Consider the following 19,008-nt stretch of genomic DNA (forward strand, 5'->3'; position numbering starts at 1 on the left):
CGGCCCGCCTGAGCCAGGACATGGCCCTCAACCAGGTCCTGATGGGTGTGGGCGGCACGGCGCTGGCGCCGAACGCCGTGGCCCGCGCGGCCGTGGATGCGTTCTACCAGCGCCGCGACGTGCGCGTACAGACCTTCGCGGCCAAGGACTACCTGGCCAAGGTGCAGGCCAGCGACGCCGATCTGCAGGCCTACTACGACGACCCAGCACACGCCGCCCGCCTGCTGTCGCCGGAATCGGTCAGCTTCGAGTACCTGGTGCTCGACCTGCCGACGGTGGCCCGCAGCATCAGCGTGCCGGAAGACGACCTGCGCAAGTACTACACCGAAAACGCCGCCCGCTACGAGCAGCCGCAGGAACGCCGCGCCCGCCACATCCTGGTCAAGGCCGAAGCCGGCGCTTCCGCCGACGCGAAGGCCAAGGCCAAGGCCCGCGCCGAGGCCCTGCTGGCCGACGTGCGCAAGAACCCGGCCGGCTTCGCCGACATCGCGCGTGCCAGCTCTGAAGATCCGGGCTCTGCCAAGCAGGGCGGCGATCTGGACTGGTTCGGCCGTGGCGCGATGGTCAAGGCCTTCGAGGACGTGGCGTTCGCGCTGAAGAAGGGCGAGATCAGCGGCGTGGTGGAGAGCGATTTCGGCTTCCACATCATCCAGCTCGAAGACCTGCGTGGCGGTGACAAGCGCAGCTTCGAGTCGGTGAAGGCCGAGATCGATGCCGAGGTGCGCAAGTCGCTGGCGCAGAAGCGCTATGCGGAAGTGGCCGAACAATTCTCGAACCTCGTCGAGCAGGAGGACACGCTGCAGCCGGTGGCCGACAAGCTCAAGCTGGCGGTGCAGCGCGCCGAGCGCTTCACGCGTGCCCTCAAGGTCGAGCCGGGCAGCGCACTGGCCAATCCCAAGGTGGTCGAAGCGGCGTTCCTCGCTGACAACCTGCGCAACAAGCGCAATGCGCTGGCGGTGGAGATCGGCCCGAACCAGCTGATGTCGCTGCGCATCACGGAACACCTGCCGGCGCGCAAGCAGGCGCTGGCTGAAGTGCGCGAGCTGGTCAGGATGGGGGTGCTGCAAGCCAAGGCGGCCAAGGCCGCCCATGACGAAGGCGCAGCCAAACTGGCACAGTGGAAAGCGCAGCCTGCCGCTGCGGGCACGCTGCCGGCAGCGGTCACGCTGTCGCGCGTCAAGACGCAGAACCTGCCGCGTGCGGTGGTCGAGGCCGTGCTCAAGGCCAAGGCCGATGCGCTGCCAGCCTGGGTCGGTGTGGACCTCGGTGACGAGGGCTATGCCGTGGCCGTGATCGAGAAGGTGCTGCCGGCGGACCTGGCCGACAGCGGCTCGCTCGACAAGGCGCGGGACCAGTACACCCAGCTGTGGTCGCAGGCCGAGAGCGAAGCCTACTACGCCGCGCTGCGCAAGCGCTACAAGGCCGTGATCCTGGACAGCGCCAAGGTGACATCGACGGAGGAGCCTGCTGCCTCTGCGGCGGCTTCAAAGTGAATTGAGTTGGATGGAAAATAAATACGCCGAAACACTGGCGTTCATGGAAATTTCTGTTCTATAATTCATCTCTCTGCGGTGGCTATAGCTCAGTTGGTAGAGTCCCAGATTGTGATTCTGGTTGTCGTGGGTTCGAGTCCCATTAGCCACCCCACCAAACGCAGATCAAAAGCCAGACTGGCAGCAGTCTGGCTTTTTTCTTGGGCCTCGCTGGCCCCTCGATTCAGGCGTCGGTCTGGCGACCGACCTGCAAACCCTCTTCCGGCGAGCTGGCCATGGCCAGCTTGCGGTAGACCATGCGCACGTGGTCGTTGACGGCCTGCCACTTGATGCCCATCAGGCGCGCGATTTCCTTGATCGTGTAGCCCTTGCTCAGATAGGTCAGCACTTCGTTTTCCCGCACATTCAGGCTGTCGGCCGAACTGCTGCCCAGTGTTTCGGTGTCGCTGTCGTGCTGCCGAAACTGCCCGAGCATGCGCCGGGCCATGGCCGGAGACAGTGGCGGCTGGCCGCGCACGATGCGCTGCAGTTCCTCGACCAGCACTTCGAAGCGGTCTTCCTTGAGCAGATAGCCGTTCGCGCCGCAGAGCAGGGCGGGGAACAGGTGCTCGTCGTCGGAGTGCAGCGTGGTGGCGATCTTGATGGCCGGGTAGTCCGCCAGCTGGGCCAGCAACTCCAGCCCGGCGTTGTCCGGCTGTTCCAGATCACACAGGATGAGGCGGAAACCGTCGGCCGAGGCGTGTGCCTGCTCTCCCGGGCCGATGTCGAGCCACCGGCGTGCCGAGTCCAGGTCGGAGGCTTCGCTGAAGCGGATCTCGTCGCTGAAGCTTTCCCGTACGACACGGGTCAGGAAACTGCGGGCGACAGCGTTGTCTTCAACGATCAGCACGCGGATGGACATGAATGGAATCCTCGACTTGGGGCACGAAAGTTCGGTGCCCGATTATCAGGGCTGCGCTGCGCGGTCCTGCCCCTCGGGTTCAGGGCCACCTGCCGCGAAAGAAGGTGGTCGGTCGACACGCGACTGGAGGATGCACTGCCTACAATCGACCGCATGCGCATTCTCGTAGCCAATGATGATGGGTACCTCGCTCCCGGGCTGCTGGCCCTGGCGGAGGTGTGTCGCGAATTTGCCGAGGTCGACGTTGTCGCCCCGGAGCAGAACGCCAGCGGAACCTCCAACGCGCTGTCGCTGCACCGGCCGCTGTCCGTCTGGACCGCGTCCAACGGGGTGCAGGTCGTCAACGGCACGCCGTCCGACTGTGTCCACGTGGCCCTCACCGGCCTGCTGGGCCACCGGCCTGACCTGATCGTGTCCGGCATCAACAACGGCGCGAATCTGGGCGACGACACGCTCTATTCCGGCACCGTGGCCGCGGCAACCGAAGGGTATCTGTTCGGCGTGCCCGCCATCGCGTTTTCGCTGGTGGAGCATGGCTGGGCGCACCTGGATGCTGCGGTGGCGGTCGTGCGCCGCCTGCTGGTCGACGTGATCGAGCGTCCGCCGGCCTCGGCGCCCTGGCTGCTGAATGTGAACATTCCCAACCGGGTCGATGCCGCGACGCTGCCGATGCAGGTCACCCGACTCGGCCGGCGCCACGCCAGCGAGCCGGTCGTGCGCCAGTTCAGTCCGCGGGGCGATCCGATCTACTGGATCGGTGCCCAGGGGAATGTGCGCGAAGCCGGTGCGGGCACGGATTTCCATGCCACGGCCAATGGCCAGATCTCGATCACACCGCTGCAGATCGACCTGACCGACCATGCCGCCTCGCCGCAGTGGGCGCGCTGGGTTGCGCCGGCCGCGGGCGGTTGAAGCGGGCCGCGCGTCGCCATGTCCGATTCGGCCACGCGCAAACCCCGGTCGGGCCTGGCCCGGCGGTGGCCGCTCAGCCTGGACCGCATCGGGCGGTCGGCCGCTGCGCCCGGCGAGCGCACGATGACGACCGCCGACGCGCAGACGCTGCGCCCGCAGCGGCCCCTGTCCGACGCCCTGCGCGAAGCCAACCGGCTGCGCGCGGCCCCGGTTCCGCAGAGCGATCTGCAGGCCTTCCGGCAGAACATGGTGCTGCGCCTGCGCCAGGCCGGGTGCCAGGACGAGCGTGTGCTGGCGGCCATGAACGCGGTGCCCCGGCACCTGTTCGTGGACAGTGCGCTGATGGCGCAGGCCTACGAGGACACCAGCCTGCCCATCGGACTCGGCCAGACCATCTCCAAGCCTTCGGTGGTGGCCCGCATGATCGAGTTGCTGCGCCACCGGCCGGGTGGCCCGGACATGGCACGGGTGCTGGAGATCGGCACGGGCTGCGGCTACCAGGCCGCGGTGCTGGCGCAGGTGGCGGACCGTGTCGTGACGATCGAGCGGCTGCGGGGTCTGCACGACCGCGCCCTGCGCCAGCTGGCGCCGCTGCAGTTGCCGGGCCTCGCACTCGTCTACGGCGACGGCCGGCTCGGCCACGGCCCGGCGGCTCCCTATGACGGTATCATCGCCGCGGCAGGCGGTCACGACCTGCCCGCAGCCTGGCTGGACCAGCTGGCACGCGGCGGACGTCTGGTCGCACCGGTGCATGACCCGGCGCTCCGATCCCAGGTGCTGATGGTGGTCGACAAGCTCGGCGACGGCAGCATCGTGCAACGCATCCACGAAGCGGTGCGGTTCGTCCCTTTAGAATCCGGTACTAGCGATTTCGGACACTCCTGAGGTGACGCTCACCGCCCCGTCCGACACCCTTTGAGGCTGCGGGCCCTCCACGACACTCCATGACGACTCCTCCCATCAAGGCATCCGGCCTCAGGCTGCTACTCGGTTCCGTGCTGGCGCTCGCGCTGGTCGGCTGTGCATCCCATCTGCGTCCTCCGGCGCCGGTGGACAACCGCGCAGGCAGCAGCCGCCCGGTGGCCGCAGAAACCGAGCGCGTGCTGCCCGGCGCCGAGAACGCCGGCAAGCCCGGCTACTACACCGTCAAGCCCGGCGACACGCTGATCCGCGTCGGCCTGGAATCCGGCCAGAACTGGCGCGACATCCAGCGCTGGAACCAGCTCGACAACCCGGACCTGATCGAAGTCGGCCAGGTGCTGCGCGTGGTGCCGCCGGGCCAGGATCCGACGCAGGTCGCGACCCGCCCGGTGGTCACGTCGCGCATCGAGCCGCGCCCGATCGACGCCAAGCCCGCGCCTGTGCCGGCCGCTGCGGCAGCGAGCGCGGCTTCGGCGGCTGGTGCTGCGCCGGCCCCTGCGGCCGTGTCGGCGGCCACGCCGGCGCCGGCAACCACCGCCGCACCCGTCCGCGAGGGCGACGACAACGTCAACTGGATGTGGCCGGCGCAAGGCGCGGTCGTGGCCTCGTTCGAGGACACGCGCAGCAAGGGCGTGGCCATCGGCGGCAAGCTGGGCGACCCGGTCTATGCCGCGGCCGACGGGCGGGTGGTCTACGCCGGCTCCGGGCTGCGCGGCTACGGCAATCTGGTCATCATCAAGCACAACGAGACGCTGCTGACCGCCTACGCCCACAACCAGACCCTGCTGGTGCGCGAGGACCAGGTCGTGCGCCGTGGCCAGAAGATCGCCGAGATGGGATCGAGCGACACCGACCGCGTGAAGCTGCATTTCGAGGTGCGCCGCCGCGGCAAGCCGATCGACCCGACCAAGGTGCTGCCGGCCCGCTGAGACGACCCCGAGACTTCATGACCGAACTCAATGAATGGCTGACGGTCGACGCGCTCGACCTCGATGCCCAGGGCGTGGCCCGCAATGCCGAAGGCAAGGTCGTCTTCATCGACGGCGCGCTGCCCGGCGAGAAGGTGCGGGTCCAGACCGGCCGCCGCAAGAACAACTGGGAACAGGCCGCGCTGGTCGAGATCCGCCGCGAGAGTGCGCAGCGGGTCACGCCGGGCTGCCCCCACTTCGGCCTGCACGCCGGCGCCTGCGGGGGCTGCAAGATGCAGCATTTCCACCCGTCCGCGCAGGTCGCCGTCAAGCAGCGCACGCTGGAAGACAACCTCTGGCACCTCGCCAAGGTCCGCCCCGAGCGCGTGATGCGCCCGATCGAAGGGCCGACCTGGGGCTACCGCTACCGGGCGCGGCTGTCGGTGCGGCACGTGATCAAGAAGGGCGTCGTGCTGATCGGCTTCCACGAGCGCAAGTCCCGCTACGTGGCCGACATGACGACCTGCCCCGTGCTGCCGCCGCACATCAGCGCGATGCTGGTGCCGCTGCGGGCGCTGGTCATGTCGATGGATGCCCGCGAGCGGCTGCCGCAGCTCGAACTGGCGCTGGGCGAATCGCCGGACGGGCTGGTCAATGCACTGGTGGTGCGCCACATGGATCCGCTGAGCGCGGGCGACGTGCAGAAGCTGCGCGACTTCGCCGCCGAGCACGCGGTGCAGTGGTGGCTGCAGCCGAAGGGGCCGGACACGGTGCACCTGCTCGACGCGGGCGGCCCGGTGCTGGCCTACACGCTGCCCGAGTTCGGCGTGACGATGCCCTTCAAGCCGACCGACTTCACGCAGGTCAACCACCAGATCAACCGCGTGCTGGTCGCGCGGGCGCTGAAGCTGCTGGAAGCACAGGCGGACGAGCGCGTGATCGACTGGTTCTGCGGCCTGGGCAACTTCACGCTGCCGATCGCCACGCAGGCGCGCGAGGTGCTCGGCATCGAGGGCAGCGAGACGCTGGTGCAGCGCTCGCGCGAGAACGCCGCGCTCAACAGCCTGTCTGCCAAGACGCGCTTCGAGGCGCGCAACCTGTTCGAGATGGGCGCGGCCGATCTGGCGGCATATGGATCGGCCACGCGCTGGCTGGTCGATCCGCCGCGCGAGGGCGCCTTCGCGCTGGTCAAGGCGCTGGCCGAGGTGCGCCAGAACCCGATCGACGGGTACGAGCCGCCGCAGCGCATCGTCTACGTGAGCTGCAGCCCCGCCACGCTGGCGCGGGATGCGGGCCTGCTGGTGCACCAGGCCGGCTACCGCTGTGTGGCAGCCGGTGTGGTCAACATGTTCCCGCACACCGCGCACGTCGAGTCGATCGCCGTGTTCGAGCGCGTGGACGGATGGACGCTGCCGGTGGCGCCGGTCGTCGAGGCCCCGGCAGAGGGCGAGGGCTTGCCCGAAGCCGGCAGCGACGCCGGAGCTGATACAACGCCGGAAGCCGTGGTGAGCACGGCGTAAGCACCGGCGGAACGAGGAGCCGCCCACCATGGCCGACGACCTCGCTCCGCGTTACCGCGATCCCTCCCTGCCCGTCGCCGAGCGGGTCTCCGACCTGCTGGCGCGCATGACGCTGGACGAGAAGATCGCCCAGCTCCACGCCTTCTGGCTCGTGCTGTCCGAAGACGGCGAACACGCGGTCCGCCCCGGCGAAGCCTTCATCGGGCGCAGCGATCCGGCCGAAGTGCGGCGGCGGCTGCAGCACGGCCTGGGCCAGATCACCCGCCCGCTGGGCACCCACGGCGTGGACGCCTCGGCGGGGCTGCGGGCGCTGAACCGGCTGCAGCGCTTCCTGCGCTTCGAGACACGGCTCGGCATCCCGGCGATCGCGCACGAGGAGTGCCTGATGGGGCTGATGACGCGCGACGGCACGCTGTTCCCGTCGCCGCTGGCGATGAGCGCGACGTGGAACCCGGCGCTGGTCGAGCAGGCGGGCGCGCAGATCGGGCTGGAGTGCCGCGCCGTCGGCTGCCAGCAGGGGCTGGCGCCGGTGCTGGACGTGTCGCGCGACGTGCGCTGGGGCCGCACGGAGGAGACCTTCGGCGAAGACCCTTACCTCGTCGGCGTGCTGGCGACGCGCTATGTGCGGGGCCTGCAGGGGCCGCAGCGCGACGTGCTGGCCACGCTCAAGCACTTCGTCGGCCACTCGTTCAGCGAGGGCGCCCGCAACCACGCGCCGGTCAACCTCGGCTGGCGCGAGCTGAACGACACCTTCCTGCTGCCCTTCGAGATGGTCATCCGGCAGGCGCAGGCCGGCGCGGTCATGCCGGCCTACCACGACATCGACGGCGAGCCGGTGCACACCTCGCACCACCTGCTGACCGAGGTGCTGCGCCAGCGCTGGGGCTTCGACGGGCTGGTGGTGGCCGACTACGTGGGCATCAGCCTGCTCTACCAGCACCACGGCGTGGCGCGGGACGCGGCCGAGGCGGCGGCGCTGGCCTTCAACGCCGGGCTGGACATCGAGCTGCCGGGCGACGACTGCGCGCAGCACCTCGGCGAGGCGCTGGCGCGGGGGCTGCTGTCGATGGCCAAGGTCGACGAGATCGTCGCCCGGGTGCTGGAGACCAAGTTCCGCCTCGGGCTGTTCGAGCGCGATTTCGCGGACAGCGGGCCGGTGGCGCTGCGCCAGCCGGCGGCGCGCGCGGTGGCGCTGGAGGTGGCGCGGCAGTCGGTGGTCGTGCTGGACAACCGGGGCGTGCTGCCGCTGCAGCCGGGGCCGCGGCTGGCGGTGGTCGGCCCGACGGCGGACGACCCGATGGCGCTGCTCAGCGGTTACAGCTTCCCCGCCCACCTGATCCTGCAGGACCAGCACGAGGGCACCGCCCACATCGTCACCCCCTTGCAGGCGCTGCGGCAGGTGTACGGCGCCGACCGCGTGGCCCACGCGCCGGGCTGCCACCTCCTGGAGGAGCGGCGCAGCGGCGCCCCCGTCTTCCCTGGCGATGTGGACCAGGCGGGCGCGCTGGCCGAGCGTTTCTCGCCCGTCTCGACGCGCACGGACGGGATCGCAGCGGCGGTCGCGTGTGCGCAGGCGGCGGACGTGGCGCTGGTCTTCGTCGGCGACCTGTCCGGGCTGTTCCAGACCGGCACGGTGGGGGAGGGCTCGGACACCGACTCGCTGGGCCTGCCCGGGGTGCAGCAGGCGCTGCTGCAGGCGGTGGTGGACACGGGGCGGCCGGTGGTGGTGGTGCTCACGGGTGGGCGGCCGTACCACCTCGGCGGGCTGGAGGACCGCGTCGCCGCCTTCGTCTGGGCCTTCGCGGGCGGGCAGGAGGGCGGCACGGCGATCGCCGAGGTGCTCCGCGGTGCGGTGGAGCCGTCCGGGCGGCTGACGGTGTCGGTGCCGCGCAGCGCGGGTGCGCTGCCGTACTTCTACAACCACAAGCTCAAGAGCGCCGGCACGCCGATCGCGCTGCATTTCGGCAGCCGCTATCCGTTCGGACACGGGCTGGGCTACACGACCTTCGCGTACAGCGACCTGGCGCTGGTGCAGGCGCGTGTGCCGATTGACGGCAGCGAGGACATCGCGCTGGCCTTCACGGTGCGCAACACCGGCGGGCGCAGCGGCGTCGAGGTGGCGCAGCTGTACGTGCGCGACCGCCACGCCAGCGTGGTGCGGCCGGTGCGCGAGCTGAAGGCCTTCCAGCGGCTCGTGCTGGCGCCGGGGGCGGCGGCGCGGGTGCGTTTCAGCGTGCCGGTGGACATGCTCCAGCTGACCGACCACAGCGGGCGCCGGGTGGTGGAGCCAGGGTGGTTCGACCTGATGGTCGGCCCGTCCAGCGCCTGCACGCCGCTGACGGCGCAGGTCGAGGTGGTCGGCGCCAGCACCCGCGTGTTGCCGGTGCAGTGGCGAATGGAAAGTCGCTGCGAGACGCACCGGCTCTGAGTGGTTGGGTGTGACTTTTTCACGCCGACCCTGCTTCGTCATGACCGTGCACGCGGGTATCCACGCGCTCCGCCGCACTCCCCATGGACGAAAAATGCCCAGCCGGTATGCTGATTGCCGCGGCCAGGACGGCGTGCACAGGCAACCCTGCCGTGCAGGGTTTGCGTCGAGTTTGATGGGGGAGAAACCATGCAAGGTAGAGAAAAACACCAATGCCAACAACGACTTGGGCGCGGTCTTCGCGCTGAGTTAGACGTCAGTGGGCAAGTTAGACAGCAGGGCCGTGAGGTCTAAATTACGTTAGGCCTCACAAGCTACCACCTATGGGCATCGACGCATCTTGGATCACTGAGTCTGGCGAACCGAAGCAAGAAGTCTTCGATCCTCGCCAGTGCCTGACAGGTCTGGCCACGAGCCGTTGGCACAAACTGGTCGACACAAAGTGCCTTCAGTTCATCGATCCATGGGGCGACGCAACCTTCAACCAAGCCCAGGTCCCAAGACTCTTGGATGAACTGCGCAACGAGTTGCGCGAGTGGAACGAGCCCGAAGTCAAGGCCCACCTTGAGAAGGTCGTGCGCCTCGTCGAGCGAGCCGTCGAGCAGACTCACACCTACATCAAGTTCACCGGGGACTGAATGGGAGGTGCAGGTTATGGCCGCACGCGACACTCGCAACGGGACCGTTGGTCAACTTTCCGCCTGCGGGCCACCTTCGTCACGCTCCGTTGAGTGAGGCCTAACCCCTCGTTCGAGGCGAGGCCCAACGGCAAGCCACCAAGCCCGGGCCACGGGTACGGTGTACATTTTCCGTGGCCCGGGCTTGGCGTCTTACCGTCGGTCCCGCCTCAACTCGAACGTTAGGCTGCTCATGACAAAGACGTTTCGTCACTCTGCTGGATTCGGGAAGCGGATTGAGTACTGGATCATCGGTCTTATGCTCAAGGAGGGCATGGATGTCTATGTACCTCTAGTTGATGATCACGCAGTTGACGCCATTGTCCGAAGGAAGGACGGCTCCATTGCATTGGTACAGATCAAGGCGCGCTCTTCAACTGTCACGATGGGCGATGCGTCTCTTTACGCTGCAATCACGCATGAGCACCGAGAGGACTACTGGTTTGTTTTCTACTCCGAGCGCCTCGACTGCATATTCTTGCTTTCGTCAAAAGAGTTTCTTGCCGAGTCCGTTCAAAACAAGACCGGCAAGAATGTCGGGCTTCGTGGCATTTGGTTTAATGGAACCAAGACAGACAAGGCAACTGGCAAGAAAATCGAGTACATCAAAGAGCGTTACCTCAAGTACGTGGTTAAAGATTTTTCTCGTTTGGCACAAGGTGAGTCCATTGAAGAATGAAGCAGCAAGCAAACGCGCGCGCAATTGCCCATCTGGCACCAGCCTAACTGTAGGTTCAACGCGAAAAAAAAGCTCCGCATTTTTACCGGTTAACCTGGGCGATAGAGCGCAAAAGTCGGCTCCGTCACGCGTTAGGTGGTGAGCCAGCAGCAGATAATATGTACAAACTCAAATTCGGGGTCAGTATGAAAGCGGCACAGATTGTCTTCTCCGTGGCTCTCCTATGCGTCACAACCCAGGCGAACGCTTGGTTCTTCTTCTTTCTACCGGGTAGCGTTACGAGCAAGATCGGAGATGCCATTACTGGGGCTGAGGGCGAGAACTGTGTGACAGCAGCAGCAAAGGTTGGCGATGTCCTTAAGTCGCCAAGTGGCAACACCGCAACGATCAAGTCGCTCTCTGGCACGTCCTCTCGATGCCAAGACCCAAATCTGCCGATTCGAGCGCTGCTAGTTTTCAACTACCAGTTTTCCTCGAAAGCAGGGATTGATATCCCGAATGGCTTTGAACAGAAGCCGTTGACTGACATGCAGAGGTTCCAGGGCAACTTGCTGAAAGCGGAGAACTCGTCACTGAAGTCAGGAGTCTTCGTTTCGTCGAGAGGCCGCGATGCTTCTACCGACTCGCCGGCAATCGCACAGGCTATCGCTACCAGAATGATCACCACGCTTGAAGAAGGTAAGACACTGAATGAAGAACAGTTGTCCGTGAATGGAATGAAAGCATATCGCTTCGAAGTGGCAGGAAAATCGAAGGCGTTGTTTCATCCCAAGTTCACTTATGTAGTTACCGTGCTTGAAGGCGCGCAAGAACTGGTCGTGGTCAACGCTTGGACGCCGACTGACGACTACGACAAGAACAAAGACCTTCTGCGCTCACTTGCATTTCGGATTAGCGGCGTGAATTCGACGGAGACCGAGCAAGCAGCAGTTCCATCGCTTCCCGCCAGCACACCGGTTGCCCTACCGACTGCGACCGCATCTCAGCTCCAGCAGACGCCCTTGCCTGCCTCTACATTGACCGGATCGACCGCCACGCCAACGCAGTCAGGGTCTGGTTCAGTGGCCGACAAGCTTCGTGAACTGGACAAGCTATTCAAAGAGGGCGTCATTACGCAGCCCGAGTACGAAGCAAAGAAGAAGGAACTCCTCAAGGCGCTGTAGCGGGTGCGCTCTTTCAAGAAAATCTTTCCAAGTGATTGATTTCCCATGAGTTTTTCAGGCGACCTTGGCAAGCGGTTCGACCGGCACCCGCTCCAAGCCGATCGGACCCCCACGGTGCCCGTTCAGTTCAGCTCAACGCGTCCAGCAACTCCGTCTCGAACTCGATCTGACTCCGGTTGTGCTGCAACGCCGCCCCATCGACCAGGAACGTGTCCTCGACCCGCTCGCCCAGCGTGCTGATCTTGGCGAGCTGGAGGTTGACGTGGTGCTTGGCCAGCACGCGGGCCACGCTGTAGAGCAGCCCGGAGCGGTCGCTGGCCGACACCGACAGCACCCAGCGCTGCGCCCGCTCGTCCGGCCGCAACTGCACCCGCGGCGTCACCGGGAAGGACTTGACCCGCCGTGACAGCCGCCCGCGGCTCGGCTGCGGCAGCGGCCCTTCGGCCTGCAGCGCCAGCCCCAGCTGGTTCTCGACCAGCGCGATCAGATCGCGGTAGGCCTGGTCGAAGAAGGGTGTGATGACCTGGAAGGTGTCCAGCGCATAACCGGCGCGCGTCGTGTGGACCCGCGCGTCCAGGATGCTGAACTGCGCCGAATCGAAATAGCCGCAGATGCGCGCGAACAGGTCCGGCCGGTCCGGCGCGTACACCAGCACCTGCAGCCCCTCGCCCAGCGGCGACAGCCGGGCATTCACCAGCGGCGTCTGCAATTCGACCTTGCGGTTGAGCGCGCGGGCGTGCCAGGCGATCTCGCCGCTGTCGTGGCGGGCGAAGTAGTTCAGGTCCAGCGTCTTCCACAGTGTCTCTTCCGCACCGGGCAGCATCGAGTGCAGGGCCAGCATCTGCCGCGCCTCCTGCTTGCGCAGCTCGATCTCGGCATCCAGCTGCGGCTTGGCGCCGCCGAGCGCCCGCAGCGTCGCGCGGTACAGGTCTTCGAGCAGCTTGCCCTTCCAGGCGTTCCACACCTTCGGGCTGGTGCCGCGGATGTCGGCCACCGTCAGCAGGTAGAGCGCGGTCAGGCGGCGCGGGTCCTTCACGGTGGCGGCGAAGGCGTCGATCACGTCCGGGTCGGACAGGTCTTCCTTCTGCGCGACGCGGGACATCGTCAGGTGTTCCTTGACGATGAACTCGATCAGCCGCGCATCCTCCTTGTCGATGCCGTGGTCGCGGCAGAAGCGCCGCACCTCGACCGCGCCCAGGTCCGAGTGGTCCCCGCCGCGGCCCTTGGCCACGTCATGGAACAGCGCGGCGACGTACAGCACCCACGGCTTGTCCCAGTGCGCCGCCAGCTGCGAGCAGAAGGGGTACTCGTGCGTGTGCTCGACGATGAAGAAGCGCCGCACGTTGCGCAGCACCATCATGATGTGCTGGTCGACCGTGTAGACGTGGAACAGGTCGTGCTGCATCTGCCCGACGATGCGCCGGAACACCCACAGGTAGCGTCCGAGCACGGAGGTGTCGTTCATCAGCCGGAACGCGTGCGTGTGGCCCTGCGATCCGCACATGATCGCCATGAAGGTGCGGTGGTTCTCCGGGTCGTTGCGGAAGGCGCCGTCCATCAGCCCGCGGGCGTTGTAGAGCGCGCGCAGCGTGCGGGCCGACAGTCCCTTGATGCCGACCGTCTGCTGGTAGACGAGGAAGGTCTGCAGGATGGCGTGCGGGTCGCGCTGGTAGAGGTCGTCGCTGGCGACTTCGAGCATGCCGGCGCGGTCGAAGAAGCGGCCGTCGATCGGCCGCATCGGCGCGTCACCCGAACCGGAGACGTGCTCCTCGATGCCCAGCATCAGGATCTGGTTGAGCTGCACCACGGCCTTGGCCGCCCAGTAGTAGCGGCGCATCAGCGCCTCGCTGGCGCGGCGCTCGGGGGTCGAGACATAGCCGAAGCTCTCGGCCACCGCCGTCTGCAGGTCGAACACGAGGCGGTCCTCGCGCCGGCCGGCGATGGTGTGCAGCCGGGCGCGGATCAGCTTGAGCAGGCCTTCGTTGCGCTGCAGCTGCGTGGCCTCGAAGCGGGTGATCAGGCCCTTGGTCGCCAGCTCGCGCCAGGAGCGGCCCAGGCCGGCGCCCAGCGCGATCCAGCGCACCACCTGCAGGTCGCGCAGGCCGCCGGGGCTTTCCTTGCAGTTGGGCTCCAGCGAGAAGGGCGTGTTCTCGTACTTGACGTGGCGCTGCTGCATCTCCAGCGACTTGGCGCGCAGGAAGGCGGCCGGGTCGAGCACCTCCTGCGTCGCGCGGCGGAAGTGCTCGAACAGCTTCTTCGCACCGCACAGGAAACGCGCCTCGATCATCGCGGTCTGGATGGTCACGTCGGCCTGGGCCTCGAAGACGCACTCCTCGACCGTGCGCACGCTGGAGCCGATCTCCAGGCCGATGTCCCAGCAGGCGGTGATGAAGGCTTCGATACCGGCGCGGCGCGGGTCGGTGGCGTCCTGCTCGTGCGGTTGTGCCATGTCCTCCGGCAGCAGCAGCAGCACGTCGACATCCGAGCAGGGGAACAGCTCGCCGCGTCCGTAGCCGCCCACGGCCACCAGCGTCGCGCCGCGTGGCAGCTCCGACTGCTGCCAGAGCTGGCCCAGCACGCCATCGACGTGGTGGGTGAGCTGCCGCACGAGGCGGTCCGCGTTCGGAACGGTGGCCTTGCCTTCGCGGAACTGGGTGATCAGGGCCTGCTTGCCTTCGCGCAGCAGGCGGCGCAGTTCGGGCAGGGGCAGGGCAGCCGACAGGGCCTGGCGGCGGTCGGCGTCGGCGCCGGTGGGTTCAGACATCGGCATCGATCTCGGCAGTGGGGAGCGGGGAGGCGCGGGGGTCAGCAGGACGTGGTCGTGACGAACGCGGGCAGCGGCGGGCTGCCGGCCGACAGCGTCATGACCTCGAAGCCGGTCTCGGTGACCACCAGGGTGTGTTCCCACTGCGCCGACAGCGAGCGGTCCTTGGTGACGATGGTCCAGCCGTCGCCGGCTTCCTTCAGCTCGCGCCGGCCGGCGTTGACCATCGGCTCGATGGTGAAGACCATGCCGGGCACCAGCACGTCGAGCGTGCCGGGGCGGCCGTAGTGCAGGATCTGCGGCTCTTCGTGGAACTTCTGGCCGATGCCGTGGCCGCAGAACTCGCGCACCACCGACAGGCCCTGCCGCTCGACGAAGGTCTGGATCGCGTGGCCGATGTCGCCCAGGCGCGCACCCGGCTTGACCTTCAGGATGCCGTGCCACATCGCGTCGTACGTCACCGCGCACAGCCGCTTGGCCGCGATCGAGCCTTCGCCGACGATGAACATGCGGCTGGTGTCGCCGTGCCAGCCGTCCTTGATGACGGTGATGTCGACGTTGATGATGTCGCCGTTCTTCAGCGCCTTCTCGCTCGGGATGCCGTGGCAGATCACGTGGTTGACCGAGGTGCAGATCGACTTCGGGTAGGGCGTGTAGCCGGGCGGCTGGTAGTTCAGCGGCGCGGGAATGGCCTGCTGCACGTGCACGATGTGGTCGTGGGCGATGCGGTCCAGCTCGTTGGTGGTCACACCCGCCTTGACGTGGGGCGTGAGGATGTCCAGGACTTCGGAGGCGAGTCGGCAGGCGACGCGCATGGCGGCGATGTCCGCGGCGGTTTTGATCGTGATCGACATGGGCGGGGATTATCGCACCGGGGGTGGGCTAAGCTTGTGCATGGACAAGATAGACACCCTCGTCATCGGCGCCGGCGTGGTCGGCCTGGCCGCCGCCCGGGCCCTGGCGCAGACCGGCCGCGACGTCATCCTGCTCGAAGCGGCCGACGCCTTCGGCACGGTCACCAGCGCGCGCAACAGCGAAGTCCTCCACGCGGGGATCTACTACCTAGCCGGTTCACGCAAGGCCCGGCTCTGCGTGCAGGGCCAGGCGCAGCTCTATGCCTACTGCGCCGAGCGCGGGATCGAACACCGCCGCTGCGGCAAGCTCGTCGTCGCCACCAGCGACGCGCAGCTCGGCAAGCTCGATGCGCTGCACGTCCAGGCCCGCGCCAACGGCGTCCACGACCTGCAGCGCCTGACCGGCGACGGGGCCCGCGCGATGGAGCCGGCGCTGTCCTGCACGGCGGCGCTGTGGTCGCCGTCGACCGGCATCATCGACAGCCACGGCCTGATGCTGGCGCTCCTGGGTGATGCCGAAGCGGCGGGGGCGTCGCTGGCGCTGTGGTCGCCGGTGACCGGCGGCGAGATCACGGCCGACGGCATCGTGCTGGAGGTGGGCGGCGCGCAGCCGATGCAGATCCTCGCCCGCGAGGTCGTCAATGCCGCAGGCCTGAGCGCGCCGGCCATCGCCCGCAGCCTGCGCGGCTGGCCGGCGACGCCCGAGGCCGCCGCGCAGCAGCCGCCGGCCCATTTCTGCAAGGGCAACTACTTCGCCTGCAGCGGCCGGCCGGCGTTCTCGCGGCTGGTCTACCCGATCCCCGAGGCGGCCGGGCTGGGCGTCCACGTCACGCTCGACCTGGGCGGCCAGATGCGCTTCGGCCCCGACGTGGAGTGGCTTGACATCGCCGACGCCGCGCAGATCGACTACGCCGTGGCGCCCGAGCGCGTGCAGGGCATGGCCGAGGCGATCCGCCGCTACTGGCCGGGCTTGCCGGACGGCGTGCTGCAGCCCAGCTATTCGGGCGTGCGGCCCAAGCTCGGTGGCCCGGACGTGCCTGCGGCCGACTTCCGCATCGACGGGCCGGCCATGCATGGTGTGCCGGGGCTGGTGCAGCTTCTGGGCATCGAATCACCGGGTTTGACCTCTTGTCTGGCGATCGCCGACGAAGTGGTGCGGGCGCTGTCCTGACCTCCACGCCAAGCTCGCCTAAAATCGCACGCTTTCCAGCCCTTCGGGACTCACCGCGTGTCTTCTTCCTCCAAGCACCTCCAGCATTTCGAGGGCGGCAACGCCCTCTCTGCCTTCCGCGCCCAGGCGCTGCTGCCCCGCCTGCAGGCCGTCAGTGCCCGCATCGTCGATGTGTCGGCGCGGCATGTGCACTGGGTCTGGAGCGACGCCGCGCTGGAGCGGGCCGACCTCGACAAGCTGTCGGCGCTGCTGACCTATGGGGACGCGTACACCGCCAAGCCTGAGGGCGAACTGATCGTGGTGATGCCGCGGCTGGGCACGCTGTCGCCGTGGGCCTCGAAGGCCACCGACATCGCGCACAACTGCGGCGCCACGCTGCACCGCGTCGAGCGCGTCACCGAGTACCGGCTGGTGCTGAAGTCCGGTCTGCTGGACACCTTCAAGGGTGGCGCCAGGCCGCTGGCGCCGGAGGAACTGCAGGCCTGCGCGCTGGTGCTGCACGACCGCATGACCGAGTCGGCCGCCTTCGAGCGTGACGCCGCCCGCCACTTGTTCGACGCGCAGCCGGCCGAGCCGCTGGCGCATGTCGACGTGCTGGGACAGGGCCGCGCGGCGCTGGTCGTGGCCAACACGGAGTTCGGGCTGGCGCTGTCCGAGGACGAGATCGACTACCTGGTGAACGCCTTCACCGGCCTGGGCCGCAACCCGAGCGATGTCGAGCTGATGATGTTCGCGCAGGCCAATTCCGAGCACTGCCGCCACAAGATCTTCAACGCCGACTTCACCATCGACGGCGAGCGCCAGCCGATGAGCATGTTCGGCATGATCCGCCACACCGAGAAGGTGTCGCCGCAGTCCACCGTGGTCGCCTACAGCGACAACGCCTCGGTGATGCAGGGCGGTGTCGTCGAGCGCTGGACGCCGCAGGGCTACACCAACGCGCCGCAGTACGGCGCCCGCGAGGAGCTGGTGCATGTGCTGATGAAGGTCGAGACGCACAACCACCCGACGGCGATTTCCCCGTTCCCTGGTGCGGCGACCGGCGCAGGCGGCGAGATCCGCGACGAAGGCGCGACCGGCCGTGGCTCGAAACCGAAGGCGGGCCTGACCGGCTTCAGCGTGTCGAACCTGAACCTGCCCGGCACCAATGAGCCGTGGGAAAACGATCCCATCGGTAAGCCGGCCCACATCGCCAGCCCGCTGCAGATCATGACCGACGGCCCGCTGGGCGGCGCCGCGTTCAACAACGAGTTCGGCCGGCCGAATCTGGCGGGCTACTTCCGCGTGTTCGAGCAGGACGTGGCCGGCGTGAAGCGCGGCTACCACAAGCCGATCATGATCGCCGGCGGCCTGGGCACGATCACCGACAGCCAGACGCACAAGCTGCCCTTCGGCGCCGGCACGCTGCTGATCCAGCTCGGCGGGCCGGGGATGCGCATCGGCATGGGCGGCGGCGCGGCGAGTTCCATGGCGGCGGGCACCAACACCGCGTCGCTCGACTTCGATTCGGTCCAGCGCGGCAATCCCGAGATCCAGCGCCGTGCGCAGGAGGTCATCAACCACTGCTTCGCTCTCGGCGCCAGCAACCCGATCGTGGCGATCCACGACGTGGGGGCGGGCGGCATCAGCAACGCCTTCCCGGAGCTGGTGGACGGCGCGGGCAAGGGCGCGACCTTCGACATCCGCAAGGTGCCGCTGGAAGAGACCGGCCTCGCGCCGAAGGAAATCTGGTGCAACGAGAGCCAGGAGCGCTACGTCATGGCGGTGACGCCGGAGGCGCTGCCGCTGTTCGACGAGATGTGCCGCCGCGAACGCGCGCCGTACGCGGTGGTCGGCATTGCCACCGATGACCGCGAACTGGTGCTGGAAGAAGGCCCCGGCGGCGAGCGTCCGATCGACATGCCGATGGACGTGCTGCTCGGCAAGCCGCCGAAGGTCCACCGCGATGTCACGCGCGTCGAGCGGACCGAGGCACCGCTGAACCTGACCGGCGTGCAGCTCGACGAGGTGGCGTTCAGCGTGCTGCGCCACCCGACGGTGGCCTCCAAGCGCTTCCTGATCACCATCGGCGACCGCACCGTGGGCGGCATGAGCCACCGCGACCAGATGGTGGGACCGTGGCAGGTGCCGGTGGCCGACTGCGCGGTGACGCTGGCCGACTACAGCGGCTTCCGCGGCGAGGCGATGGCGATGGGCGAGCGCACGCCGCTGGCGTCGCTGGATGCGCCCGCGTCGGGCCGCATGGCGGTGGCCGAGGCCATCACCAACCTGCTGGCGGCGCCGTTCGAGCTGTCGCGCGTCAAGCTGTCGGCCAACTGGATGGCCGCCTGCGGCGAGCCGGGCGAGGACGCCGCGCTGTACGAGACGGTCAAGGCGGTCGGGATGGAGCTGTGCCCCGCGCTCGGCGTGGGCATCCCGGTCGGCAAGGATTCGCTGTCGATGCGCACCAAGTGGAGCGACGACGGCCAGTCGAAGCAGGTCGTGGCCCCCGTGTCGCTGATCGTCACGGCGTTTGTCACGCTGGACGACGTGCGCGGCACGCTGACGCCGCAGCTCAAGACCGACACGCCCGCCGGACTCGACACCTCGCTGATCCTGATCGACCTCGGCAACGGCC

At 67.7% G+C, this 19,008-nt stretch carries 14 protein-coding genes and 1 tRNA gene; 12 read left to right on the forward strand and 3 right to left on the reverse strand.

What is annotated here, in order from left to right; translation table 11 throughout:
- Both AB3X43_RS15765 and AB3X43_RS15770 read left to right on the forward strand, forming a co-directional pair.
- The coding region (locus tag AB3X43_RS15765; protein WP_369430815.1) for a peptidylprolyl isomerase at positions 1–1,493 on the forward strand (1,493 nt) is incomplete at its 5' end.
- A 78-nt stretch (positions 1,494–1,571) separates the two neighbouring features.
- Positions 1,572–1,647: transfer RNA gene (locus AB3X43_RS15770), tRNA-His, on the forward strand.
- Between the two features lie 69 nt (positions 1,648–1,716).
- On the opposite strand, the gene AB3X43_RS15775 is transcribed toward AB3X43_RS15770, so the two are convergent.
- Entirely contained in the window at positions 1,717–2,394 is a 678-nt protein-coding gene (locus tag AB3X43_RS15775; protein ID WP_369430816.1) for a response regulator, read from the reverse strand.
- 153 nt (positions 2,395–2,547) lie between these two features.
- Here AB3X43_RS15775 and surE point away from each other — a divergent pair, with 153 nt between their 5' ends.
- The 8 genes from surE to AB3X43_RS15815 all read left to right on the forward strand — a co-directional run bounded on the left by surE (position 2,548) and on the right by AB3X43_RS15815 (position 11,602).
- Entirely contained in the window at positions 2,548–3,306 is a 759-nt protein-coding gene (surE, locus tag AB3X43_RS15780) for a 5'/3'-nucleotidase SurE (RefSeq protein WP_369430817.1), read from the forward strand.
- A gap of 18 nt (positions 3,307–3,324) precedes the next feature.
- Positions 3,325–4,191, forward strand: coding sequence for a protein-L-isoaspartate(D-aspartate) O-methyltransferase (locus tag AB3X43_RS15785; protein ID WP_369430818.1), 867 nt, complete (start codon positions 3,325–3,327; stop codon positions 4,189–4,191).
- A gap of 59 nt (positions 4,192–4,250) precedes the next feature.
- Complete coding sequence (locus AB3X43_RS15790; RefSeq protein WP_369430819.1) at positions 4,251–5,156, forward strand: peptidoglycan DD-metalloendopeptidase family protein; 906 nt, start codon at positions 4,251–4,253, stop codon at positions 5,154–5,156.
- Between the two features lie 17 nt (positions 5,157–5,173).
- On the forward strand, positions 5,174–6,655 hold the full coding sequence (gene rlmD / locus AB3X43_RS15795) for a 23S rRNA (uracil(1939)-C(5))-methyltransferase RlmD (RefSeq protein WP_369430820.1): 1,482 nt from the start codon (positions 5,174–5,176) through the stop codon (positions 6,653–6,655).
- 28 nt (positions 6,656–6,683) lie between these two features.
- A complete protein-coding gene (locus AB3X43_RS15800) occupies positions 6,684–9,083 on the forward strand; it encodes a glycoside hydrolase family 3 N-terminal domain-containing protein (RefSeq protein WP_369430821.1) in 2,400 nt (799 codons plus the stop codon).
- 323 nt (positions 9,084–9,406) lie between these two features.
- Complete coding sequence (locus tag AB3X43_RS15805) at positions 9,407–9,721, forward strand: hypothetical protein (RefSeq protein ID WP_369430822.1); 315 nt, start codon at positions 9,407–9,409, stop codon at positions 9,719–9,721.
- Positions 9,722–9,953: 232 nt separating this feature from the next.
- Complete coding sequence (locus tag AB3X43_RS15810; RefSeq protein ID WP_369430823.1) at positions 9,954–10,439, forward strand: hypothetical protein; 486 nt, start codon at positions 9,954–9,956, stop codon at positions 10,437–10,439.
- A 158-nt stretch (positions 10,440–10,597) separates the two neighbouring features.
- Entirely contained in the window at positions 10,598–11,602 is a 1,005-nt protein-coding gene (locus AB3X43_RS15815; protein ID WP_369430824.1) for an SHOCT domain-containing protein, read from the forward strand.
- Positions 11,603–11,729: 127 nt separating this feature from the next.
- On the opposite strand, the gene AB3X43_RS15820 is transcribed toward AB3X43_RS15815, so the two are convergent.
- Both AB3X43_RS15820 and map read right to left on the reverse strand, forming a co-directional pair.
- A complete protein-coding gene (locus tag AB3X43_RS15820; RefSeq protein ID WP_369430825.1) occupies positions 11,730–14,366 on the reverse strand; it encodes a [protein-PII] uridylyltransferase in 2,637 nt (878 codons plus the stop codon).
- Between the two features lie 41 nt (positions 14,367–14,407).
- The gene (map, locus tag AB3X43_RS15825; protein ID WP_369430826.1) at positions 14,408–15,220 is read right to left on the reverse strand and encodes a type I methionyl aminopeptidase; all 813 of its coding nucleotides are present in this window, start codon (positions 15,218–15,220) and stop codon (positions 14,408–14,410) included.
- 40 nt (positions 15,221–15,260) lie between these two features.
- Here map and AB3X43_RS15830 point away from each other — a divergent pair, with 40 nt between their 5' ends.
- Both AB3X43_RS15830 and purL read left to right on the forward strand, forming a co-directional pair.
- Positions 15,261–16,391, forward strand: coding sequence for an NAD(P)/FAD-dependent oxidoreductase (locus tag AB3X43_RS15830; RefSeq protein WP_369430827.1), 1,131 nt, complete (start codon positions 15,261–15,263; stop codon positions 16,389–16,391).
- A gap of 57 nt (positions 16,392–16,448) precedes the next feature.
- Positions 16,449–19,008, forward strand: a 2,560-nt coding sequence (gene purL / locus AB3X43_RS15835; RefSeq protein ID WP_369430828.1) for a phosphoribosylformylglycinamidine synthase, incomplete at its 3' end; no start/stop codon positions are given.

This window comes from Sphaerotilus sp. (genome assembly GCF_041083715.1).
GTDB lineage: Bacteria > Pseudomonadota > Gammaproteobacteria > Burkholderiales > Burkholderiaceae_C > Sphaerotilus.